This is a genomic window from Tsukamurella conjunctivitidis (genome assembly GCF_007858475.1).
In the GTDB taxonomy this organism is placed as follows: Bacteria; Actinomycetota; Actinomycetes; order Mycobacteriales; family Mycobacteriaceae; genus Tsukamurella; species Tsukamurella conjunctivitidis.
This window is the reverse complement of the sequence record NZ_VIGX01000016.1, coordinates 19,375-40,942: the sequence shown is the minus strand read 5'-3', so window position 1 is coordinate 40,942 and position 21,568 is coordinate 19,375. Positions and strand designations below refer to the sequence as shown.

Sequence of the window (21,568 nt, the reverse complement as noted above, 5' to 3'; positions counted from 1 at the left end):
GGTACCGGGCGGCTAGGACCCCATCAACGCGGTCAGCGCCGCCCAGACCACGACCGCGCTGGGCAGCAGCGAATCCAGGCGATCCATGATGCCGCCGTGTCCGGGCAGCAGCGTGCCCATGTCCTTGATCCCCAGGTCGCGCTTGACCTGCGATTCGAGCAGGTCGCCGAGCGTCGCAGTGATCACGACGACCGGCCCCAGGAGCAGGCCCCAGACGGGGTTCACGTCCAGCAGGAACTTCAGCACCAGCACGGCGCCCACCGCCCCGGCGACCATCGACCCCGCGAAGCCCTCCCAGGACTTCTTGGGGCTGATCGCGGGCACCATCGGGTGCTTGCCGAACAGCACGCCCGAGGCGTAGCCGCCCACGTCCGAGCACACCACGAGGATGATGAGCGCCGCGACGCGCTGCGGCCCGCGGTCCTCGGGGAGCACGAGCATGGCGCCGAAGGACGCGAACAGCGGCACCCAGGCGAGCACGAACACCGTCGTCGAGATGTCGCGCGTGAAGGAGTTGGGCTCCGCGGTGCTCTGGTGCCCCAGGAGGCGCCAGACGATGGCGACGAGCACGGTGGCCACGAACGCGGCGAGCACGCCCTCGGTCCCGAGCGGCCAGCTCAGCCAGATGATGGCCTGCCCGCCGATGAGCATCGGCCACAGCTCCAGGTTGGTGCCGGCGGCGCGGAACCGCTTGACCACCTCCCAGGTGGCGACGGCCATCGCGGCCGCCACCAGCGGCACCCACAGGTGCGGGGCGAAGTAGAGGATCGCGACGATGAGCGCGCCCAGGCTCACGCCCACGCCGATCGCGGCGGGGAGGTTCCGTCCCGCGCTGATCTTGCGCTTCCCGGACTCCTGATCCGCGTCGGGTGTTCCCGGTGTCGGAGCGTCGGAGCCGACCGGGTCGGGGGTTTCCGGCACGGCTAGACCTCCATCAGATCGGCTTCCTTGCGCGCCACGAGGTCCTCGATCTGGGCGACGTACTTGGCCGTCGTCTTGTCGAGCTCCTTCTCGGCGCGGGCCACCTCGTCCTCCCCGGCGTCACCGTCCTTGACGATCTTGGCGAGCTGGTCGTTGGCCTTGCGGCGCACGTTGCGGATGGAGACCTTGGCGTCCTCGCCCTTCCCCTTGACCTGCTTCACCAGCTCCTTGCGGCGCTCCTCGGTGAGCTGCGGGATGCCGACGCGGATCAGCTGGCCGTCGTTCGTGGGGTTCACGCCCAGGTCGGAGTTGCGGATCGCGGTCTCGATGTTGCCGAGCTGGTTCGCCTCGTAGGGCTTGATCACCACGAGCCGTGCCTCGGGCGTGGTGATCGAGCTGATCTGGGTGATCGGCGTCGGCGAGCCGTAGTAGTCCACGACCACCTTGGAGAACATCGCCGGATTCGCGCGACCGGTGCGGATCGACTGGAAGTCCTCCCGGGCCACCGAGACGGCCTTCTCCATCTTCTCCTCGGCGTCGAAGAGCGTTTCGTCGATCACTTGGGTCACACGTCCTTTACTACAGAGTGGGTGGGTCGGTCCGGCGTCACGGCCGGACGAGGGTGCCGATCTTCTCCCCCGCGACGGCGCGGGCGATGTTCCCCTCCTCCAGAAGATTGAACACCAGCATCGGCATCCTGTTGTCCATGCAGAGGCTGAAAGCGGTCGCGTCGGCCACTTTGAGGCCCTTCTCGAGCGCGGCGCGATGCGTGATCTCGTCGAAGAGCTTCGCGTCGGGGTTCGTGCGCGGGTCGCTGTCGTACACGCCGTCGACGGCCTTCGCCATGAGTACCACCTCGGCGCCGATCTCGAGGGCGCGCTGCGCGGCGGTGGTGTCGGTGGAGAAGTAGGGCATGCCCATACCGGCGCCGAAGATCACGACGCGGCCCTTCTCGAGGTGGCGCTTCGCCCGCAGCGGAAGATACGGCTCCGCGACCTGCCCCATGGTGATGGCGGTCTGCACGCGGGTATCGACGCCCTCCTTCTGCAGGAAGTCCTGCAGGGCCAGGCAGTTCATCACCGTGCCCAGCATGCCCATGTAGTCCGAGCGGGCGCGGTCCATGCCGCGGTTCTGCAGTTCGGCGCCGCGGAAGAAGTTACCGCCGCCGATGACCACCGCGATCTCGTGGCCGCTCCGCGCGACCTCGGCGATCTGCTGCGCCACCGTGGTCACCACATCGGGGTCGAGTCCCACTCCCCCGCCGCCGAACATCTCCCCGCCCAGCTTGAGCAGCACGCGCTTGTAGCCGTGCCGCACCTGTTGTTCCGTGTCCTGATCCGTCTGCTGTCCCTGGGCCGTGTCCGTCACGCCGACCATCCTATGCGGGCGGCGCCGATCCTCGGAGCCGGTCCTCGATCAGGTTGCCCAACGCACGCTGTCCGGCCACCGTCGGATGCAATCCGTTGGCCTGTGGCTCCTGCGCCTGGAGCTTGATCCCGCCGAGCCGCACGTAGGGGTCGGAGTCGCACGCGGTGCGGTTCATCGGCGGCTGGACGTACATGACCCGACGGTCCGCCGCCACCTCGCGGATGAGCCGGTCGACGCTGCGGTACCAGGTGCGCCAGTGTCCGACGTTCTCCTCGGGAATGCCCGCGCGGTCGAGGCAGGCACGGTCGGGCGGGCCGTCGAGGGGGAACAGCGGGAGGTAGCCGACCAGCACGATCCGCACGTCCGGCGCTGCCGCCTTCTTGATGGCGTCGACGGTCGCGGCGTACTGCGCGCGCACGAAGTTCCAGCCCTGCGAGCCGGGCAGGTCCTGGGTGGCCGCGGCGGCGCAGCGGTCGTCGGGGGCGCCCAGGCAGTGCACGACGATGTTGCCGAAGCCCAGCGAGTTCGCGCCGATGATGACGGTCACGAGCCGGGTGAACGGTCCCACGCCGTACAGCTGCGGGGAGGTGTTCGGCTTGGGCGAGGGCTGCGTCAGGTCGTCGAGCGTCGCGCCCGAGCAGGCGCGGTCGGTGAAGGAGTAGGGCTGGAGCCGCTGCGCCAGGACGTGCCCGAGGTCGTCGCCGTTGCGGGCGCAGAGGTCCATCGGCCGCACCTTGGCGTAGGAGCCGGACGCCGCGTAGCTGTCGCCCATCGAGACGTACTGGGCCCCGCCGGGCAGGTCGGGGATGTAGCTCACCCCGTTGGTCTGGTGGTGGACGTAGCCGCTGCCGCCGCCGATCGCCGTCGACGCCCCGATGGCGAGCACGAGGCACGCCACGAGGACGAATGCGATCGCACGCCGGACCCAGGACACCCCGGCGACACTACACAGGCGTGAACTCGCTCCTGCGTCGCGCGAGGTACTCCGACGGCGAATGCCCCAGGAAGGCGCGGACCTCGCGGCTCAGGTGCGCCTGGTCGGCGTAGCCCGTACGGGCGGCGACATCGGCGGCGCTCTCCCCCGCCTCGAGTGCGCGGCGCGCGGCGTCGAAGCGCATGAGCCGCGCCGCCTGTTTGATCCCCATGCCGAACTCGGCGGTGAACTTCATCGCCAGGTACCGGGCCGACCAGCCGGACCGCTCGACCAGGTCGGCCACCGTGACCCGCCCCTGATGCGCCGCGAGGTGGGCCCACGCCGCCGCGGCGTCGGGCTGCACCTCGCGGCCGGACGTCGCGCTCCGGGCCAGGACGGCGGCCGCGACGGCCTCGCGCTCGGCGACGGGCGCCGCCGCGACGCGGCCGTGGAGCTCGGCGGCGAGCCCGGGCCGGAGGGCGTCGAGTTCGACGGCCTCGCCCCCGAGCTCGGCCGCGGGGGCTCCGGTGAGGGCACGGACGAGGCTCGGCCTGATGTCCACCTGGACGCCGCGCTGCAGCCCGTCGTGGTGCACCAGATAGGGCGTCGGATGCATGCCCGAGATGCACAGCCGGAAGGTGGTGCGCCCGGGCAGGCCCGGCCCCGTCAGATCCAGGCCGTGCCCGAGGTCGATGATCATCGTGAGCGTCGGCGAGGGGACGGCGAGGTGGGTCCCCGGGATCGTGCCGGTGATCTCGTAGGCGGCGGTCCGGGCGATCCCGGGCGCCGTCACCCCGCGTAGGTACCGAAACTCCACGTGTTGCCCTCCGGGTCGGCGACGGAGAATCCCTTGGACCCATAGTCCTCCTCCGCCATGTCGCGCACCAGGCGGGCGCCGAGCTCGGTGGCGCGGACGTACACGGCGTCGGGGTCGGTGACGACCACGTAGACGCTGCCGCTGCCGGTGGGCGTGGAGAAGGTGGCGTCCTGCTTGCAGGTGGAATGGACCATGACCCGACCGCCGTCGGGCCAGAGCATCTCGGAGTGGACGACCTCGCCCTCCCCGTCGCCCTCGACGAGGATGCCCTCGTCGAAGCCGATCCTGCGCAGCCATTCCCGCGCGGCCAGCGCGTCGTCGTAGGTGAGTCCGGGCCAGATGTTCGTGTCGGTGCGTGTCGTGTTCATGCCTTCAAGACTGGCAGCCGACGGCGCGGGGGGCTTGAAGAAATCCGCACGCGGGCGCAGAGACGACGAGGCCCGCACCGACTTCATCGGTGCGGGCCTCGTGCGCGGGACGGGAGGACTACTCCTGGCCGACCTCGAAGCGGGTGAAGGCGAGAACCTTCACGCCGGCCTCGTCCAGCACCTGCTGGACGGACTTCTTGTTGTCGGTCACCGACGGCTGATCCGGGAGGACGGTGTCCTTGTAGTAGGCCACGGTCTTGCCCTCGACGATCTTCGACAGCGCCTGCTCCGGCTTGCCCTCGGCACGCGCGGTCTCCTCGGCGATGCGACGCTCGTTCTCGATGACGTCGGCCGGAACCTCGTCCCGGCTGGCGTACTTCGCCTTGAGCGCGGCGACCTGCATGCCGGCGCCGCGAGCGGCCTCGGCAGCGGCGTCGCCCTCGCCCGAGAACGAGACCAGCACGCCCACGGCGGGCGGCAGGTCCGAGCTGCGCTTGTGGAGGTAGACGGCGACGGGGCCGTCGTAGCGCGCGATGCGGCGCAGCACGAGCTTCTCGCCCAGCTTGGCCGATGCGGCCTCGATGCGCGACGCGACGGTCTCGCCCTCGAGCGGCAGCTCGAGCACGGCCTCGACGGTCGCGGCGTCCGACGCGGCAGCGGCGGCGACGATCGCGTCGGCGAGCTGCTGGAACTCCTCGTTCTTCGCAACGAAGTCGGTCTCGGAGTTGAGCTCGATGAGCACGCCGTCCTTGGCGGCCACGAGGCCCTCGGCGGTCGAACGGCCGGCGCGCTTGCCGACGTCCTTCGCACCCTTGATGCGCAGCACCTCGACGGCCTTGTCGAAATCGCCGTCGGTCTCGGTGAGCGCGTTCTTGCAGTCCATCATCCCCGACCCGGTGAGGTCGCGGAGACGCTTGACGTCAGCGGCGGTGTAGTTCGCCATGTATGCGGCTCCTATCTAAGAAGGGAAGGTCGTGCGACCGGAAACGATCAGGCTTCCGGGGTCTCGGTGGCGGGCGCCTCGGTCGCGACGGCCTCGGCCGCGGGGGCCTCGGCAGCGACGGTGGCGGACTCCAGCAGCTCCTGCTCCCACTCGGCGAGGGGCTCGCCGGCGCCGGCCTCGGGCTTGGCATCGCCGGTGGCGACGCCAGCGCGGGCCTGCACGCCCTCGGCCACAGCCGAAGCCACGACCTTGGTCAGCAGAGCGGCGGAGCGGATCGCGTCGTCGTTGCCCGGGATCGGGTAGTCGACGAGATCGGGATCGCAGTTGGTGTCGAGGATCGCGATGACCGGGATACCCAGCTTGCGGGCCTCGCCCACGGCGATGTGCTCCTTGTTGGTGTCCACGACCCAGATGGCCGAGGGGACCTTGGCCATGTCGCGGATGCCGCCGAGGGTGCGCTCGAGCTTGTTCTTCTCACGCGTGAGCATGAGGATTTCCTTCTTGGTGCGACCCTCGAAGCCACCGGTCTGCTCCATGGTCTCCAGCTCCTTCATGCGCTGAAGACGCTTGTGGACCGTCTGGAAGTTGGTGAGCATGCCGCCCAGCCAGCGCTGGTTCACGTAGGGCATGCCGACGCGGGTGGCCTCTTCGGCGATCGACTCCTGGGCCTGCTTCTTGGTGCCGACGAAGAGAACGGTGCCACCGTGGGCGACGGTCTCCTTGACGAACTCGTAGGCCTTGTCGATGTAGGTCAGCGTCTGCTGCAGATCGATGATGTAGATGCCGTTGCGGTCGGTGAAGATGAAACGCTTCATCTTCGGGTTCCACCGACGAGTCTGGTGACCGAAGTGCGCGCCGCTGTCCAGCAGCTGCTTCATGGTGACGACAGCCATGATGCCTCTTTCGTAGTTGCAGTTGTACACGCCGCGACGACCCTCGTTTCCGCTGGTCGGCGGACGAGAGGCGATGCGCGGTGTCCTGGTGTTCCGCCGCACTGCACTCCTTCGGGAAGGAGACCGCGCTGTACGGCACGCCATGGGCGCTGGGGAACACGCGTAGTCACTCCGCCATCCGGACGGAGCGCAAGGGCAAGTGTACGCCCGCGGCGCCGACCTGCGAAATCGCACCGTCACCGCAGGTCGACGGTGCCGAGCCGACTAGGCGTCGACGGGGTCGGCGCGGCGCGAGGCCGCGCGCTCCTCCCAGAAGGTGGCGTTGACGATGCCCAGCGGCGTCGGGTCGAACTGCGGGTCGATGCCCAGCTTCTGCTGCCGCTCGAAATCGCGCAGGGCCGCGAAGGCCGCGTTCTGCAGCACCAGGATGCCGATGATGTTGAGCCACGCCATGAGCCCGACCCCGAGGTCACCCATCGCCCAGGCGTCCTTCGCGGTGGACACCGCGCCGATCGCCACCGAGGCCAGGATCAGCATCTGCAGCAGCATCGTGAGGATACGGCCGAGCGGGGCGCTGAGGACGGGCACGATCGCGGTGGCCGCGCGGCCCAGGATGAACCGGAGGTTGGTCTCGGCCATGTAGTAGTAGGCGACGATCGTCGTGAAGCAGAAGAAGGCCAGTGAGATCGCGATGAAGCTGGCTCCGGAGCCGTTGAAGACGGTGTCGAAACCCTGCTGTGCGTACGCCGGCCCGACTTCGGGGTCGCCGACGAGCGCGCCGCCGTCGGCGAGCACACGGCCGGACGCGGAGTCTCCCTCGAAGACGCGGTAGGCACCGGTGCTGAGGATGATGAACGCGGTGGCTGAGCAGACGAACAGCGTGTCGACGTACACGGCGAAGGCCTGCGCGAGCCCCTGCTTCGCGGGGTGGCTGACCTCGGCGGCCGCGGCGGCGTGCGGGCCAGTGCCCTGCCCGGCCTCATTGGAGTAGACGCCGCGCTTGACGCCCCACATGACGGCGGTGCCGACGAGCGCGCCGAAGCCGGCCGAGAGGTCGAAGGCCTCGCGGACGATCAGCTCGAGGACGCCGGGGATAGCTCCGGCGTTGAAGGCCATGATGATCAGGGCCGCCAAAATGTAGAGGACCGCCATGAAGGGCACCACGATCGAGGCGAAGGTCGCGATCCGCTTCACGCCGCCGATGATCACGAAGGCCAGCACGATAACGGTGCCGAGGGCGACGATCCAGGGCTCGATCCCCCAGGCACCCTCCATGGCGACGGCCATCGAGTTCGCCTGCACCATCGGCATCAGCAGGCCGCAGGCCAGCACGGTGACCGCGGCGAAGAGCATGCCGTACACGTTGCCGACCACTGCGTACTTACCGTGGGCGAAGGCCCGGCGGAAGTAGTAGGCGGGTCCGCCGCGGTACTCGCCGGTGAGTTTGTCGCGCTCCTTGTAGATCTGCCCGAGCGTGCACTCCACGTAGGAGGTCGAGGCGCCGAGGAAGGCCATGACCCACATCCACAGCACCGCGCCCGGGCCGCCGAAGGCGATGGCGGTGGCGACGCCGGCGATGTTGCCGGTGCCCACGCGCCCCGCCAGCGACATGGCGAGGGCCTGGAAGGAGCTGACCCCCGAATCCGAGCTCTCACCCTTCTTCAACTGCCCCAGCATCGCCGGGATCTGCCGCACCTGCACCAGCCGGGAGCGGACGCTGAAGTAGATCCCCACCCCCAGGCAGAGGTAGATCAGCCCCTTACTCCACACGTACTCGTTCAGGGTCGCCAGCAGGTCGGACATGGAGCAACCTTAAAGGCCGCCCCATGACCGTGGAGCGGATCGGCGATCATCCGTCACGAACACGTAATACGATCGCAAAACTGCCGCGTGATCACCGCGCGAAGAGGTCGTCGAGATGCCGGTCGATCGCGGCGAGGGCGTCGGCCGGCTCGATCACCCGCAGCTCCAGCAGCGGTGTCAAGCCGGTGAGCGCGAGCACACGGTCCGTTTCGGTCGACGGCGCACGGCCGGCCGCGATGCGCCCGTCCGTGATCGCCTGCCGGATGAGCACCTCCACCTGCGCGCGACCCTGCCGCATCCCGCCTCCGACGCGGTCCCGCAGCGCCTCGTCGTGCAGCGCCTCGAGGACGTACGCGGCGTTCATGCGGCTCGTGACACGGGCGTCCTCGTGGAACGGCAGCATCTCGACGAGCGTCAGCCGCAGGACGTCGCGCGGATGCGGATCGGGCCCCAGATCGGCCAGCGCCTGCGCGACGCGCGCACCGGTCCGCTCGGCCGCGAAGTCCATGGCGAAGCCGAGCAGCTCCTGCCGGGACGCGAAGTAGTGCTGCAGCTGGCCGTGCGACATCCCCGCTTCCTTGGCGACCTCGCGCAGGCTCAGCTTGAGGACGCCCGAGGCGTCCACCACCCGCCAGAGGGCACGGGCGATCTCCTCGCGACGCTCCCGGTGATCAACCTGTTTCGGCACGGCAATCCCTCTCGATCTTTCCAATACACTTGCAATAATACAGCTGGCTGATAACGTCGGGGCGGGAGACACGCCGCAGGTGAAGGGAGCCGACATGCAGGAGCGATCGAGGGTCACGACGGCCGAGGGCGTCGTCGGAGGCGTGCGGGTCGAGGGCACCACCGTCTTCCGGGGAATCCCCTACGCGCAGCCGCCCGTGGGGCCGCTCCGCTTCGCCGCCCCGGAGCCCGTCCCCCACTGGGACGGCGTTCGGCCGGCGATCGACTTCGGTCCCCCGCCGCCGCAATCCGGGCCCGGACCGAAGGCGGAGGCGTCGGACGACGCGAACTGGCTCACCGTGAACGTGTGCACCCCGGATCCAGGACGATCGGGGTTGCCCGTCCTGGTGTGGATCTGCTGCGGCGGTTACATGGCGGGGACGGCGGCGGATCCCATGTTCGACCCGACCGCTCTCGCGACCGAGGGCCTCGTGGTCGTGGGCGTCCAGTGCCGGATGGGCGCGGAGGGCTTCGCCCTGCTCGACGGCGCACCGTCGAACCGGGGCCTGCTCGACCAGATCGCCGCGCTCGAGTGGGTCCGCCGGAACATCGCCGCGTTCGGCGGCGATCCGGATGCGGTGACGGTCGCCGGCACGTCCGGCGGCGCGGGCTCGGTCGCCGCACTGCTCGCGATATCCTCCGCCCGCTCACTGTTCCGCAGGGCCATCACGCACTCGGTCCCCGGCCTGCACATCACCCCGGCGCTGGCGGCGGAGGTCACCGCCGCGCTCGCGGAGCGCCTCGGCGTCGCACCGACCGCGGCCGGCTTCGCCGAGGTGGCGCCGCAGCGGCTGGCCGAAGAGGTGACGGCTCTCTGCGTGGACGCGCCGTCCCACCGTCAGCGGTGGGGCCGCCTCTCCCAGCTGGGGATCGTCGTCTGCCCGATCATCGACGGGGACCTGCTGCCGCAGACCCCGTGGCAGGCATTGACCGACGGGAACGCCGCGGGCATCGACCTGCTCGCCGGACACATGCGCGACGAGTTCCGCCTGTTCAGCGTCATGATGGGCGTCCGCGGCACCTTCACCGACGAGGACGCGGCCAGGGCGCTGGAGGCCTTCGCCCCCGGCGACCCCGCCGACTACCGCGCCGCGTACCCGGACGCGACCGCGGAACAGTTGATGGAGATCGTCTCCTCCGATGCCACCTTCCGGATGCCGACGGTGCTGCTCGCGGAGGCCAACACCGCGGCCGGCGGCGCCACGTACCTGTTCGAGATCCGCTGGGAGACCGACGTGTACGGCGCCTGCCACAGCATCGACGTCCCGCTCGCCTTCGGGACGCCGGACTGCCCGACGGGACGCATGTTCTTCGGCGACGATCCCGCGCCCGCGGTGCGCGCCTTGTCGGACGAACTGCTCGGCGCATGGGTCCGGTTCTGCACCACCGGCGATCCGGGCTGGTCGCGCTTCGACGCCGAACGCCGGAGCACGCGGCTCCTCGACGTCCCGTCGACGACGGCGCCGTACCCGGAGGAGCCCTCGCGCCGACTGTGGCACGGCCGTCCGCCCGCGCCCTTCGCGCCCGTCCCGTCGCACTGACGGCCCGGGGAGAGCGTCATGCGCGAGCGCCCGGTATGGGAGGCGGATCCCCCGCTGGCGCCCCTGGCCGCCGCGCCGTGGCCCGCGCTCGTCATCACCGGCACCTGGGACGACGCACCCGAGGAGTACCGGCGCTACGCGGGCGAGCCACTGCTGGCCTGCGCGAACGCGGTCGCGGAACGGATCGGCGCCCGGCGTCTGCGCGTCCCGGGGTACTACCCGCACACGCAGCACCCGGGCGCGGTGAACGCCGCGCTGCGCGCCCTGTGGGCCTCAGCCGGGTAGCCGCGCGGCGAGCCCGTCGAGGAGGAATCGGACGGCGTCGTCGAACCGCTCATCGGGCGAACCCCATGCGGTCGGTCCCGCCTGAGCCGCGAGCGGGTACTCGTGTGCACCGATGGCCGCGGCCCGCGCCTCCGGGTCGTAGCCCGGCAGGGGCGCACCGTCGGGCCCGAAGACCTCCTGCTCCTCGATGACGAAGCCGACCACCAGGTCGCGCAGGCTCGACATCGCGAGCGCCGCGTCGCGCAGCGGGAATCCCGCGTCGACGAGGACGCGCAGCGGGCGCTCGCTCGCCCGGACCACCGCGACGTCGGTGAACTTGGAGCCGCTGAAGACCCGCGCGCCGTCGGTATGGGCGCGCAGGACGGTCCGCAGGCGCCGGGCGCCGTCGAGGAGTTCGGCGCGCCAGTCCCCCGGGACCGGCCCCTTCGGGAGCGCGCGCCGCATGAGCTCGGTAGCCATCTCGTCCAGCAGGTCGCGCTTGGACGCGAAGTGCCAGTACAGCGCGGGCGCCTTCACCTCGAGGCGGTCGGCGATCCGGCGCAGCGTGAGGCTCTCGACGCCCACCTCGTCGAGCACGGCCAACGCCGCGATGACCACGTCCGCCCGGTTCAATCCCACGTTCCCACCTTAACGGTGTTAAGCTCGACAGCGATTTAACGTTGTTAAGGAGATGTCATGAAGGCAGCACTCGCCACCTACGCCGACGCCCCGACCTGGGCGGACACGACCGAACCCGCAACCGGCCCCGGCCTGGTCACCGTCGCCATGCGCGCGGTCGCGCTGCACAACCTCGCCCGCGGCGTCGCGGACGGACGGCACTACGCCTCCCCCGCGGACCCGGGATTCGTCATCGGGGTCGACGGTGTGGGCGTCACCGCGGAGGGTCGCCGCGTCTACGTCTCCGCGCCCGGCACCGCCGCCGAGACGATCGCGGTACCGGAGGCGGCGCTCGTCGACGTCCCGGACGCGCTCGACGACCTGCAGGCCGCGGCCGCGATGAACGCGGTCATGTCGTCGTGGATGGCGATGACGGTGCGCGCCCGCGTCCGGCCGGGGCAGACGGTGCTGGTGCTCGGCGCGACGGGCGGCTCGGGCCGGCCGGCGGTGGCGGTCGCCCGCCACCTGGGCGCGCGGGTGATCGCGGCGGGGCGGAACACGGGCGTGCTGGACGCCCTGGGCGCGGACGCCACCGTCGACCTGGGCGCCCCGGAGGCCGAGATCGCGGAGGCGCTGCGGGCCGAGAAGATCGACGTGGTGATCGACTACCTCTGGGGCCGCCCGGCGGAGCTGACGCTGGCCGCGCTGGAGAAGCGGGGTCCGGCCGAGTTCGTGCAGATCGGCACGATGGCGGGCGCAGAGATCGCGCTGCCCGGCGCGCTGCTGCGGTCGACCGACATCCGGCTCCTGGGCAGCGGTTTCGGGTCGTTCACGGCCGACGAGGTGATCGCGGCACGGCCGAACATCCTCGAGGCGGTCATGGAGTTGGGCATCGAGATCGACGTCACCGCCGTGCCCGCGGAGTCCGTCGCCGAGGTCTGGCGGGCGGACACCGCGGGCAGGCGGGTGGTGCTCACGCTGTAGCGGGAACCCGCTCGGTCGTGTCGACTGCCGGCTCGGCGGACTCGTCCGCGTAGACGTCCTTGCGCGGAGCGTTGTAGGCGTCCTCGTCGAGGATGCCCTCCTGCTTCGCGACGATCGTCGGGACCAGCGCCTGGCCGGTCACGTTGAGCGCGGTGCGGCCCATATCGACGATCGGCTCGACGGCCAGCAGCAGCCCGACACCCGCGAGCGGCAGCCCGAGGGTGGAGAGCGTGAGGGTCAGCATCACGGTGGCGCCGGTGGTGCCCGCGGTGGCGGCGGAGCCGATCACCGAGACGATCACGATGAGCAGGTAGTCGGTGAAATCGAGCGGCACGTGGAAGAACTGCGCCACGAAGATCGCCGCGATCGCCGGGTAGATCGCCGCGCAGCCGTCCATCTTCGTGGTCGCGCCGAGCGGCACCGCGAAGGACGCGTACTCGCGCGGCACGCCGAGATTCCGCTCGGTGACCCGCTCGGTCACGGGCAGGGTGCCGATCGAGCTGCGGGAGACGAAGCCGAGTTGCGCGGCCGGCCAGACGCCGCTGAAGAACTGCTTCACCGACAGCCCGTGCGCCTTGATGATCAGCGGATACACCACGAGCCCCACGATCAGCAGGCCCAGGTAGATCGCGCCCGTGAAGACGCCGAGGGAGCCGATCGCGTCCCAGCCGTAGGTCGCGACCGCGGTGCCGATGAGCGCGGCGGTGCCGATCGGCGCGAGGCGGATGATCCACCACAGCACCTTCTGGATGATGGCGAGCAGCGAGGCGTTGAAGGTGATGAAGGGCTCGGCCTTGTCACCGACCTTCAGCGCGGCGATGCCGATCGCGGCCGCCACCACGAGCACCTGCAGAACGTTGAAGCTGAGCGAGACGGAACCGTCGGAGGCCTTGGCCTGCAGGCCCAGGAAGTTCGACGGGACCAGGCCGGTCAGGAAGGCCCACCACGAACCCGTGCTCGACGGCGCCTTGCCGTCGCCGGTCACGGTGGTGTGCGCGCCGGGCTGCAGCACCAGGCCGAGGATGATCCCGATGATGACCGAGATGAACGCGGTGATCGCGAACCACAGCAGCGTCTTGCCCGCCAGCCGCGCCGCATTGGTGACGTTGCGCAGGTTGGCGATCGACGCGATGACCGCGGTCACCACGAGCGGCACGACGGCCACGGTCAGCAGCTTGACGTAGCTGGAACCGATCGTCTTGAGCGTGCCGACCAGCCAGTTGACGTTGCCGTCGGCGGCGGGCGGCATGCTGCGGGCGAGGAGCCCCAGGAGCACGCCGGCGATGAGGCCGACGATGATCTGGAAGCCGAAGTTCTTCAGCAGGGGCGGGATGCGGGAGGGCTTCTGCGCAGGGGTGACGGCAGAGGACATAGTCGTGTCCTTAGGAGATCGAGAGGCCCGGATGCGGGCGAGAAGGCGTGCGGGAACGGGACGGATCAGCGGCGACAGAGCGCGCTGGCCGTCTGCACCTGGTCGACGAACCGCCGACTCGTGAGGAGGCACTGCACCCGACGAATGCTACGCCCCGCCGCGGAACCGTCGAACCACGGCCCGGCCGGATTGTCGCCGGGCCGGCACCTGCGGTTGGATCGACCGGTGTCAGATTCTCGCGCGAACTCCCGGGGAGACCTGCGACTGGCCCTCATCCTGGGCTCGCTGTCGGCGTTCGGTCCGATCACGACCGATCTGTACCTCCCCGCCCTGCCCGCCGCCGCCGGAGATCTCGGTGCCTCCCAGCCCGCCATCCAGGCGACGCTCACCGCGTGCCTGATCGGACTCGCCGTCGGTCAGATCTTCGTGGGGCCGCTGTCGGATTCGATCGGCCGCCGCCGGCCGATGATCGCCGGCATGGCCCTGTTCATCGTCAGCTCGCTGCTGTGCGCGGCCGCGCCGTCGGTGTACCTGCTGGACGCCGCGCGCCTGCTGCAGGGCGCGGCGGGAGCCGCCGGGATCGTGCTGAGCCTGGCGATCGTCCGCGACCTGTTCGACGGGGTCGCGGCGGCCCGCATGATCTCCGCGCTCATGGCCGTCGGTGGCGTGGCTCCGATCGTCGCCCCGCTCGCGGGAGCGCAGCTGCTGCGGGTCACCGACTGGCGCGGGCTGTTCGTGGTGCTGGGCGTGCTCGGCGTGGCGCTGCTCGCGGTCGCGGTCGTCTCGGTACCGGAGACTCTCGCGGCGGCCGACCGTCGACCGGTCGGCTGGGGGTCCGTGGCGGGCGGTTTCGCCGCGCTGGCCCGGGATCGGCGCTTCGTCGCGCTGACGCTGACCGGCGGCCTGGCCTTCGCGGCGATGTTCGCCTACATCTCCACCTCGGCGTTCGTCTTCCAGAGCCACTACGGCTACTCCGAATCGGAGTTCAGCCTGGTCTTCGCCGTCAACGCGGTAGGACTTCTCTCGACGAACATCGTCGCCGGGCGGCTGGTGGGCCGCGTACCCGTGACCACGCTGGTCCGGATCGGCCTGGCCGGCATGACGATCGGCGCCGTCGCGTCGCTGGCCGCGCTCGCCGCTGCGCAACCTCCCCTCGTGATCGCGTCCCTGTTCGTGACGGTCTCGAGCCTCGGCCTCGTCATGCCCACGGTGTCTGCACTCGCTCTCGACGACCACGGCGACCTGGCCGGCACCGCCTCCGCGGCGCTGGGGGCGGCCCGGATGGTGCTGGGCGGCGTCGCGGCCCTGTTCGCGGGGATCGGCGGGAACCCCGTGGTGCTCGGCACGGTCATGGTGCTCTGCGCACTGGGCGCTGCTGCGTCCTTCGTGATCGCCAAGCGAACGCCAACCGCGAGCCGGTAACGTGACCCGCATGACCGATTCAGTGTCCAGAAGCTACCGTTCGCTACCTGGAATCAGCACCCGCGCGTGGGAGCACCCCGCGGACCGTGCCGCGCTCGTCGCGTTGCGCAGCCTCAAGGGCTTCGACACCGTGCTCAAGGCGATCTCGGCGCTGTTGCGCGAGCGCCAGCACCGACTTCTCTTCCTCGCCTCGGCGGTGCGCGTGGACGATCGGCAGTTCCGGGACCTGCACGAGATGCTCGCGGACTGCGCGCGCGTGCTCGACGCGGACACCGTTCCCGAGCTCTACGTGGTGCAGAGCCCCACCGTGAACGCCCTCACGATCGGCATGGACAGGCCCTTCATCGTGATCAACACCGGGCTGCTGGAGCTGTTGGACGCGGAGGAGCAGCGCTTCGTGATCGGCCATGAGCTCGGCCACGCGCTGTCCGGTCACGCCGTGTACCGCACCATGCTCATGCACCTGATGCGCCTCGCGGGGACGTTCGGGCTGATCCCGATCGGCGGCTGGGCCCTGCGCGCGCTCGTCGCGGCCCTGATGGAGTGGCAGCGCAAGTCCGAACTGTCGGGCGACCGCGCGGGGCTGCTGTGCGTGCAGGACCCCGACATCGCGATGCGCGTGCACATGAAGACCGCGGGCGGCACCCAGCTCGGCGAGATGGACACGCAGCGCTTCCTCGCCCAGGCCGCGGAGTACGAGCGCACCGGCGACCTGCGCGACGGTGTGCTCAAGCTGCTGAACCTGGAACTGCAGTCCCACCCGTTCTCCGTAATCCGCGCCGCCGACCTGAACCGCTGGGTGGAGCGCGGCGACTACGGACGCATCATCGGCGGCGACTACCCGCGGCGTGCCGACGACGACAAGGCGAGCACCGCCGACGAGTTCAGGACCGCCGCCCGCACCTACAAGGACGGCTTCGACGCCTCGGCCGACCCGCTCATCACCACGCTGCGCGACTTCGGAGCGTCGGCGGTGAACACGGTCGGGCAGGGTGTCACGGACGTGGCGACCGGGGTGGGCCGCAAGATCGACGAGTGGCGTCGTAACTCGGCCCGCAAGTACGACGAGGGCGAGTGAGTACTCCCCCTCCGCCGGATTCCCCGGGCGGGACCGAACCCGCGCCCGGGGCCGACGAGCCCACGCCGTCCGCCGACTCGTCGGACGGCGCCGCGGACGCGGAGATCGCGGACCGGGAGAACGCCGAGCCGGTGCCGTTGAGCCGACGGCCCGCGGTGCTCACGATGCTCGCGCTCATCGTGGTCTGCATCATCGGCAGCCTGCTGATGCGATCCATGAACGGCTGGCTCAACCAGACGTCGGTGTTCTACGTCGGGCTGCCCGCCCTGTTGGCCGCCCTGCTCGTGATCTCCCGACCGTCGACCAGTGCCTACGGCATCGTGCTCAAGGGCACCACGCTGTTCCTGCTGATCGCCGCGATCTTCGCCGGCGAGGGCGTGGTGTGCATCCTGTTCGCGGCGCCACTCGTCTACGCGGTCGCCCTGCTCGTCGCGGTCCTGGTCAAGGCGGCCCGCAACACCGCGCGGGGCGCACGGGCGGTCGTCGTGCCGGCGATCCTGCTGGCCGTCGCGTCGACGGAGGGCGCGGTCCCCGCCCTGACGCTGCCGGCCGAGAACACCGTCGTCGCCGAGCGGATCGTGGCCGCCCCGCCGGAGCAGGTCCGCGCCGCCGTCGCCGGGCCGCTGCGCTTCGTGGAGCCCACCGGTCTCCTGGCGCTCGGCTTCCCCCGCCCGCTCGAGGACCACTCGGAGGGCCTGGCGCCGGGCGACGCGCGGCACATCGTCTTCAGCGGGGCGCCGCGGCGCGCGGCGCCGCTGCACGGGCACCACTGGGGCACCGCCCCGTCGACCCTGACGCTCCGCGTGGCCGCGGCGGGCGACCGCTCCGTCGACTACGTCGCGGAACAGGACGACACCCCGATCGCGACCTGGCTCGCCTGGCGCGCCTCGACGGTGCGCTGGGCGTCCGCCGACGGCGGCACGCGCGTCACCTGGTCGCTGACCTTCGAGCGACGCCTCGCGCCCGCGGCGTACTGGACCCCGCTGGAGCGGACCGTCGCCCAGCGGGCGGCGGACTACCTCGTCGGCTCGCTCGCCCTCCCCGGCTGACGTGGGCACCGCACTGCCGCTGGAGGTGCTGCGGCCCGCCGTGGCCCTGGTCCCGTGGCTGCTCGCGGTGGCCGCGGCACTCACCGCCGATCGGCGACGCCGGGCCGGCGCTGCCCTCGGCGCGCTCTGGAACGCGGTGGCGCTGGTCGCCCTGAACGCCGTCGCGGTCCGGGCGGGCTGGTGGTCCTTCGGCAGCCCCGACCATCCGGTGGACGGATCGACCTGGTCGGGCGTGCCGATCGACGTCGTCCTCGGCTGGGCCGTCCTGTGGGGTGCGGTGCCGGTGCTGCTGGGCGCGGTGGTGCGGCCCGCGCTCACCGGAGCCGTCCTCATCGCCGCGGACCTGCTCGCCATGGCCTCCCTCGAGCCGCTCGTCGTACTCGGGCGCACCTGGCTGTGGGGCGAGGCGCTCGCCGTGGCGCTCGCGCTCGTCCCCGGGCTCGTGCTGGGCGAGCTGACGGCGCGCGGGCGGGCCGTGCGGGTGCGCTCGTGGCTGCAGACGGTGCTGTTCACGGCGATCCTCGCGTGGTGCCTCCCCTCGGTCGCACTGGCCGTCGCGGGCCGGACGTGGGGCGAGGCGCTCGCCGTGTGGCCCCGCCCGGTGCTGTCGTTGTGGGTGCAGGCCGGCGTGCTGCTCGCGATCGTCGCCCAGCGCGCGGTCGGGGAGTTCGCCGACCACGGCGGCACGCCGTTCCCCTGGGATCCCCCGCCGCGCCTGGTCCGGACGGGGCCGTACGCCTACGTCGCGAATCCAATGCAGGCCTGCGCCGCGGCGATCCTGCTCGTCGAGGCCGCGGCCCTGCTCGAGTGGCGGCTCGCCGCGGCCGCCCTGGTCGCGGTCGTGTTCTCCGCGGGTCTGGCGGCCCTGCACGAGGACGGCGAGTTACAGCGGCGATGCGGACCCGCGTGGGGCGACTACCGGCGCGGGGTACCCGCGTGGCGCCCGCGGCGGCGGCCCGTCGACGGCGACGGGGAGGCCGAGCTGTGGGTGTCCGCGACCTGCTCGGTCTGCGCGCCGGTCGGCGAGTGGTTCGCGCGGCGGGCTCCGGAGCAGCTGCGGATCCGCGCCGCGGAGGGCCATCCGGCCGGCCTGCGCCGCGTGCACTACACCCGCACCGCCGCGGACGGCACCCCCGCCGCGTCGGCGTCGGGGCTCGGCGCGATCGGTCGCGGCCTCGAACACCTCGGGCTGGGTTGGGCGGTCGTCGGCTGGGTGCTCCGGGCGCCCCTGATCGCCCCGATCCTGCAGGTCGCCGCCGACGCGCTCGGCGGCGGGCCGCGCCGGCTCCCCGGAGACACCCGCACGTAGCCCGGGACGGGCGGTGTCAAGCCCCTGTGGAAACGCGGGATCCGTCCACAGGAGGCACCGCGCGGCTCGTCCCCCACGGGACTGCTGCGGCACCGTCGGGACATGCGTACCGCCGTCCGTGCCGCCCTCGTCGCCCTCATCGTCGCGCGCGCCTGCGCGCCCGCTCCGGTGGCGGCGGGCGACTACGACTGGCCGCTGGACCCGCGGCCGGCGGTCGCCCGCCCCTTCGCGAATCCGGAGAAGCGCTGGCGACGGGGCCACCGCGGCGCCGACCTGGCCGCCGTCCCCGGCCAGACGGTCTACGCCGCGGGCGCCGGGCGGGTGCACCACGTGGGCCGCGTCGACGACCGCGTCGTGGTCTCGGTGCTCCACCCGAACGGCCTGCTCACCACGTACGAGCCGATCGCCGATCCGGTAGTCCGCGTGGGCGACGGAGTGGGGATCGGATCGCCACTGGGCCGCGTCGCCGCAGGGCACGAGGGCTGCCCGGCGGCGGCGTGCCTGCACTGGGGCCTGCGCCGCGGCGCGGGACACGCCGCCGAGTACTTCAACCCGTTGCTGCTCGTCGGCGCCGCACCGGTCCGGCTGCTGCCGGACGCAGCGGGATGAATCGGACCCGATCGCCGTGCCGTCGCGCGCGGACCGTCGGAGAATGCGACGATTCCTCCCGTGACGGACGCGAGCACGCCAGAATCGACCCAGGACGACGCGAAGGCGGAACGGCTTCAGGAGGCACAGACGATCGCGTACCCCAGCGGCTCCACGCGGCGCTCCCGCACGGCTCCGCAGGACGATCCCACGCTGGTGGTGCTGTTCGGCGCCACCGGCGATCTCGCGCGGCGCAAACTCCTGTGCGGGCTCGGATATCTCGCGGTCTCCGGCCTCGCGCCCGACATGCGCGTGATCGGCACCAGCCTCGACGACATGACCGACGACGAGTTCCGCGCCTTCGCCAAGAAGGCGATCGACGAGCTCGGCGCCCGCAAGCTCACCGCCGAGCAGTGGGAACTCTTCGCGCCCAAGCTCTCCTACGTCAACACCTCCGCCGGGCCCACCGCGCTCGCCGAAGCGGTCGCGACGAAGGAGCAGGAGCTGGCCGACGCGGACGCGCAGGGCGACCGCGAGCGGGTGCGCCGCCTCTACTACCTCAGCGTGCCGCCCAAGGCCGCGACCAAGGTGATCGAGACGCTCAACGCGGCGGGCCTCGTCGACCGCTCGCGGGTGATCATGGAGAAGCCCTTCGGCGAGGACCTGGAATCGGCGCTGGCCCTCAACGACGAGGTGCACAAGACCTTCAAAGAGAAGCAGATCTTCCGGATCGATCACTTCCTCGGCAAGGAGGCCGCCCAGAACATCCTGGCCTTCCGCTTCGCCAACGGCTTGTTCGAGCCGATCTGGAACCGCAACTTCATCGACCACGTGCAGATCGACATCCCCGAATCGCTGGGACTCGACGCGCGCGCGGCGTTCTACGAGCCCACCGGCGCGTACAAGGACATGGTGGTCACGCACCTGTTCCAGGTGATGGCCTTCGTCGCGATGGAGCCGCCGACCGCTCTCGAGCCGCGCGCGATCTCCGAGGAGAAGAACAAGGTCTTCCGCTCGCTGGAGCCGATCCGGCCCGACGACGTGATCCGCGGCCAGTACGCCGGTTACCGGCAGGAGAAGGGCGTCGACCCCGAATCCGACACCGAGACCTTCATCGCGCTGAAGGCACGGATCGACAACTGGCGCTGGGCCGGCGTCCCCTTCTACCTGCGCACCGGCAAGAAGCTCGCGCAGGGCATGCGGATCATCTCGATCGCCTTCAAGGAGGCGCCCAAGTCGATGTTCCCGGCGGGCTCGGGCATCGGGCAGCAGGGCCCGGACCATCTGACCTTCGACCTGGCCGACGAGTCCAAGGTCTCGCTGTCCTTCTACGGCAAGCGCCCGGGCCCCGGCATGCGGCTGTCGAAGCTGTCGATGCAGTTCTCCACCGAGGACACCGAGCAGGCCGACGACGTGCTCGAGGCGTACGAGCGGCTGATCCTCGACGCGATCAACGGCGATCACACACTGTTCACCACCGCCGAGGGCATCGAATCGCTGTGGGAGCGGTCCATCCCGCTGCTCGACGATCCGCCGCCGGTGCGGCAGTACGAGCCGGGTTCGTGGGGCCCGAACTCGATCCACCAGTTGATCGCGCCGAACGCCTGGCGGCTGCCCTTCGAACGGAGCTGGCGCGACTAGTCCGTCAGGCCCTCGGGTGCGCCTGCTCGTGGGCCGCCCGCAGTCGCGCGACGCTCACGTGCGTGTACAGCTGGGTGGTCGCCAGCGAGGAGTGGCCGAGGAGCTCCTGCACGACGCGCAGGTCCGCGCCACCGTCGAGCAGGTGCGTGGCGGCGGTGTGCCGCAGGCCGTGCGGCGCCACTTCCCGACCGCCCGGCACCGACCCTGTGACCTGATGCACGACGGTCCGCGCCTGCCGCGGGTCGAGCCGCCCGCCGCGCGCCCCGAGGAACAGGGCGCTGCCGGAGCGGTCGGTGACGAGCCCGGGGCGGGCCTCGTCGAGCCAGCGGCGCAGGGCGGCCCCGGCGGGCGCCCCGAAGGGCACGGTCCGCTCCTTGTCGCCCTTGCCGATCACGGTGAGCACGCGCCGGCCGTGGTCGACGGAGCCGAGGTCGAGCCCGCACAGCTCGCTCACGCGAATCCCCGTGGCGTACAGGGTCTCCGCGATCGCGAGGTCGCGGACGGCGATCGGGTCGCCCTCCGCGGCGCCGGATGCGGCGTTCCGCAGGGCCTGCCCGGCGTCGTCGGAGGAGAGGACCGCGGGGAGCGTGCGGTGGGCGCGGGGGGCCTTGAGCCGGACGCCCGGGTCGGCGTCCAGGTGCCCGCGGCGGGCGGCCCAGGCCGTGTAGGTGCGGGCCGACGAGGCCTGTCGCGCGAGGGTGGTCCGCGCGGCACCGGCGGCCGCCCGCTCCCCCAGCCAGGCGCGCAGGGTCGCCAGATCCAGACTGTCCGCCGCCACCCCGCGCTCCGCCGCGAAGGCGAGCAGGGCGGTCAGGTCGGCGAGGTAGGCGCGCACGGTGTGCTCGCTGCGGCCGCGCTCGAGCCGCAGGTACGTCTCGTACTCCGCCAGCGCATCGGTCATACCCTCACCCTAACCCCGGATCGACCACCGGTTCGGACCGGAAAGGCGC

Annotated in this window: 22 protein-coding genes; 9 read left to right on the top strand and 13 right to left on the bottom strand. The window is 71.4% G+C overall.

Going from position 1 to position 21,568, the window contains the following annotated elements; genetic code table 11:
- Positions 1-12: 12 nt before the first annotated feature.
- The 10 genes from FK530_RS19725 to FK530_RS19680 all read right to left on the bottom strand — a co-directional run bounded on the left by FK530_RS19725 (position 13) and on the right by FK530_RS19680 (position 8,714).
- Positions 13-921, bottom strand: a complete 909-nt coding sequence (locus FK530_RS19725) for a phosphatidate cytidylyltransferase (protein ID WP_191834126.1) — start codon at positions 919-921, stop codon at positions 13-15.
- A gap of 2 nt (positions 922-923) precedes the next feature.
- Positions 924-1,481, bottom strand: coding sequence for a ribosome recycling factor (frr, locus tag FK530_RS19720; RefSeq protein ID WP_126198995.1), 558 nt, complete (start codon positions 1,479-1,481; stop codon positions 924-926).
- Positions 1,482-1,527: 46 nt separating this feature from the next.
- Complete coding sequence (gene pyrH / locus FK530_RS19715; RefSeq protein WP_146488685.1) at positions 1,528-2,298, bottom strand: UMP kinase; 771 nt, start codon at positions 2,296-2,298, stop codon at positions 1,528-1,530.
- A gap of 1 nt (position 2,299) precedes the next feature.
- Positions 2,300-3,223, bottom strand: a complete 924-nt coding sequence (locus FK530_RS19710) for an SGNH/GDSL hydrolase family protein (RefSeq protein WP_146488684.1) — start codon at positions 3,221-3,223, stop codon at positions 2,300-2,302.
- Between the two features lie 10 nt (positions 3,224-3,233).
- Positions 3,234-3,995, bottom strand: coding sequence for a helix-turn-helix domain-containing protein (locus FK530_RS19705; RefSeq protein ID WP_231706719.1), 762 nt, complete (start codon positions 3,993-3,995; stop codon positions 3,234-3,236).
- Positions 3,992-4,387, bottom strand: a complete 396-nt coding sequence (locus FK530_RS19700) for a VOC family protein (protein ID WP_146488682.1) — start codon at positions 4,385-4,387, stop codon at positions 3,992-3,994. The genes FK530_RS19705 and FK530_RS19700 overlap by 4 nt, the downstream gene beginning before the upstream one ends.
- 118 nt (positions 4,388-4,505) lie before the next feature.
- Positions 4,506-5,330, bottom strand: coding sequence for a translation elongation factor Ts (gene tsf, locus FK530_RS19695; protein ID WP_146488681.1), 825 nt, complete (start codon positions 5,328-5,330; stop codon positions 4,506-4,508).
- A gap of 47 nt (positions 5,331-5,377) precedes the next feature.
- Entirely contained in the window at positions 5,378-6,223 is an 846-nt protein-coding gene (gene rpsB / locus FK530_RS19690) for a 30S ribosomal protein S2 (RefSeq protein WP_146488680.1), read from the bottom strand.
- A 264-nt stretch (positions 6,224-6,487) separates the two neighbouring features.
- A complete protein-coding gene (locus FK530_RS19685; RefSeq protein WP_146488679.1) occupies positions 6,488-8,026 on the bottom strand; it encodes an alanine/glycine:cation symporter family protein in 1,539 nt (512 codons plus the stop codon).
- 91 nt (positions 8,027-8,117) lie between these two features.
- Complete coding sequence (locus FK530_RS19680) at positions 8,118-8,714, bottom strand: TetR/AcrR family transcriptional regulator (protein WP_146488678.1); 597 nt, start codon at positions 8,712-8,714, stop codon at positions 8,118-8,120.
- A gap of 94 nt (positions 8,715-8,808) precedes the next feature.
- Here FK530_RS19680 and FK530_RS19675 point away from each other — a divergent pair, with 94 nt between their 5' ends.
- The gene (locus tag FK530_RS19675) at positions 8,809-10,293 is read left to right on the top strand and encodes a carboxylesterase/lipase family protein (protein WP_146488677.1); all 1,485 of its coding nucleotides are present in this window, start codon (positions 8,809-8,811) and stop codon (positions 10,291-10,293) included.
- Positions 10,294-10,311: 18 nt separating this feature from the next.
- Positions 10,312-10,578 (top strand): hypothetical protein, encoded by a 267-nt coding sequence (locus FK530_RS19670; protein WP_205124226.1) that lies wholly within the window; start codon positions 10,312-10,314, stop codon positions 10,576-10,578.
- On the opposite strand, the gene FK530_RS19665 is transcribed toward FK530_RS19670, so the two are convergent.
- Positions 10,567-11,196 carry a TetR/AcrR family transcriptional regulator C-terminal domain-containing protein gene (locus FK530_RS19665; protein ID WP_146488676.1) on the bottom strand — a complete coding sequence of 210 codons (630 nt, stop codon included), beginning with the start codon at positions 11,194-11,196 and terminating at the stop codon, positions 10,567-10,569. The two genes, FK530_RS19670 and FK530_RS19665, sit on opposite strands and share 12 nt — an antisense overlap.
- Before the next feature lie 57 nt (positions 11,197-11,253).
- Here FK530_RS19665 and FK530_RS19660 point away from each other — a divergent pair, with 57 nt between their 5' ends.
- Positions 11,254-12,159: a zinc-binding dehydrogenase gene (locus FK530_RS19660; protein WP_146488675.1), complete on the top strand. Its 906-nt coding sequence runs from the start codon at positions 11,254-11,256 to the stop codon at positions 12,157-12,159.
- Here the strand turns inward: FK530_RS19660 and FK530_RS19655 are convergent.
- Positions 12,149-13,531, bottom strand: a complete 1,383-nt coding sequence (locus FK530_RS19655) for a dicarboxylate/amino acid:cation symporter (protein WP_146488674.1) — start codon at positions 13,529-13,531, stop codon at positions 12,149-12,151. The two genes, FK530_RS19660 and FK530_RS19655, sit on opposite strands and share 11 nt — an antisense overlap.
- A 225-nt stretch (positions 13,532-13,756) precedes the next feature.
- Here FK530_RS19655 and FK530_RS19650 point away from each other — a divergent pair, with 225 nt between their 5' ends.
- From FK530_RS19650 to zwf, 6 genes are all read left to right on the top strand, one after another.
- Positions 13,757-14,953, top strand: coding sequence for a multidrug effflux MFS transporter (locus FK530_RS19650; protein WP_231706718.1), 1,197 nt, complete (start codon positions 13,757-13,759; stop codon positions 14,951-14,953).
- Between the two features lie 10 nt (positions 14,954-14,963).
- On the top strand, positions 14,964-16,031 hold the full coding sequence (locus FK530_RS19645; protein WP_146488672.1) for a M48 family metallopeptidase: 1,068 nt from the start codon (positions 14,964-14,966) through the stop codon (positions 16,029-16,031).
- Positions 16,028-17,080 carry an SRPBCC family protein gene (locus tag FK530_RS19640; protein WP_146488671.1) on the top strand — a complete coding sequence of 351 codons (1,053 nt, stop codon included), beginning with the start codon at positions 16,028-16,030 and terminating at the stop codon, positions 17,078-17,080. The genes FK530_RS19645 and FK530_RS19640 overlap by 4 nt, the downstream gene beginning before the upstream one ends.
- A 1-nt stretch (position 17,081) precedes the next feature.
- Positions 17,082-18,389, top strand: a complete 1,308-nt coding sequence (locus FK530_RS19635; RefSeq protein ID WP_146488670.1) for a methyltransferase family protein — start codon at positions 17,082-17,084, stop codon at positions 18,387-18,389.
- A 102-nt stretch (positions 18,390-18,491) separates the two neighbouring features.
- Positions 18,492-18,998, top strand: coding sequence for a M23 family metallopeptidase (locus FK530_RS19630; RefSeq protein ID WP_146488669.1), 507 nt, complete (start codon positions 18,492-18,494; stop codon positions 18,996-18,998).
- Between the two features lie 60 nt (positions 18,999-19,058).
- Positions 19,059-20,618: a glucose-6-phosphate dehydrogenase gene (zwf, locus tag FK530_RS19625; RefSeq protein WP_146488668.1), complete on the top strand. Its 1,560-nt coding sequence runs from the start codon at positions 19,059-19,061 to the stop codon at positions 20,616-20,618.
- A gap of 4 nt (positions 20,619-20,622) precedes the next feature.
- Here zwf and FK530_RS19620 read toward each other — a convergent pair whose 3' ends face one another.
- Complete coding sequence (locus FK530_RS19620; protein ID WP_146488667.1) at positions 20,623-21,519, bottom strand: tyrosine recombinase XerC; 897 nt, start codon at positions 21,517-21,519, stop codon at positions 20,623-20,625.
- Positions 21,520-21,568: the final 49 nt, after the last annotated feature.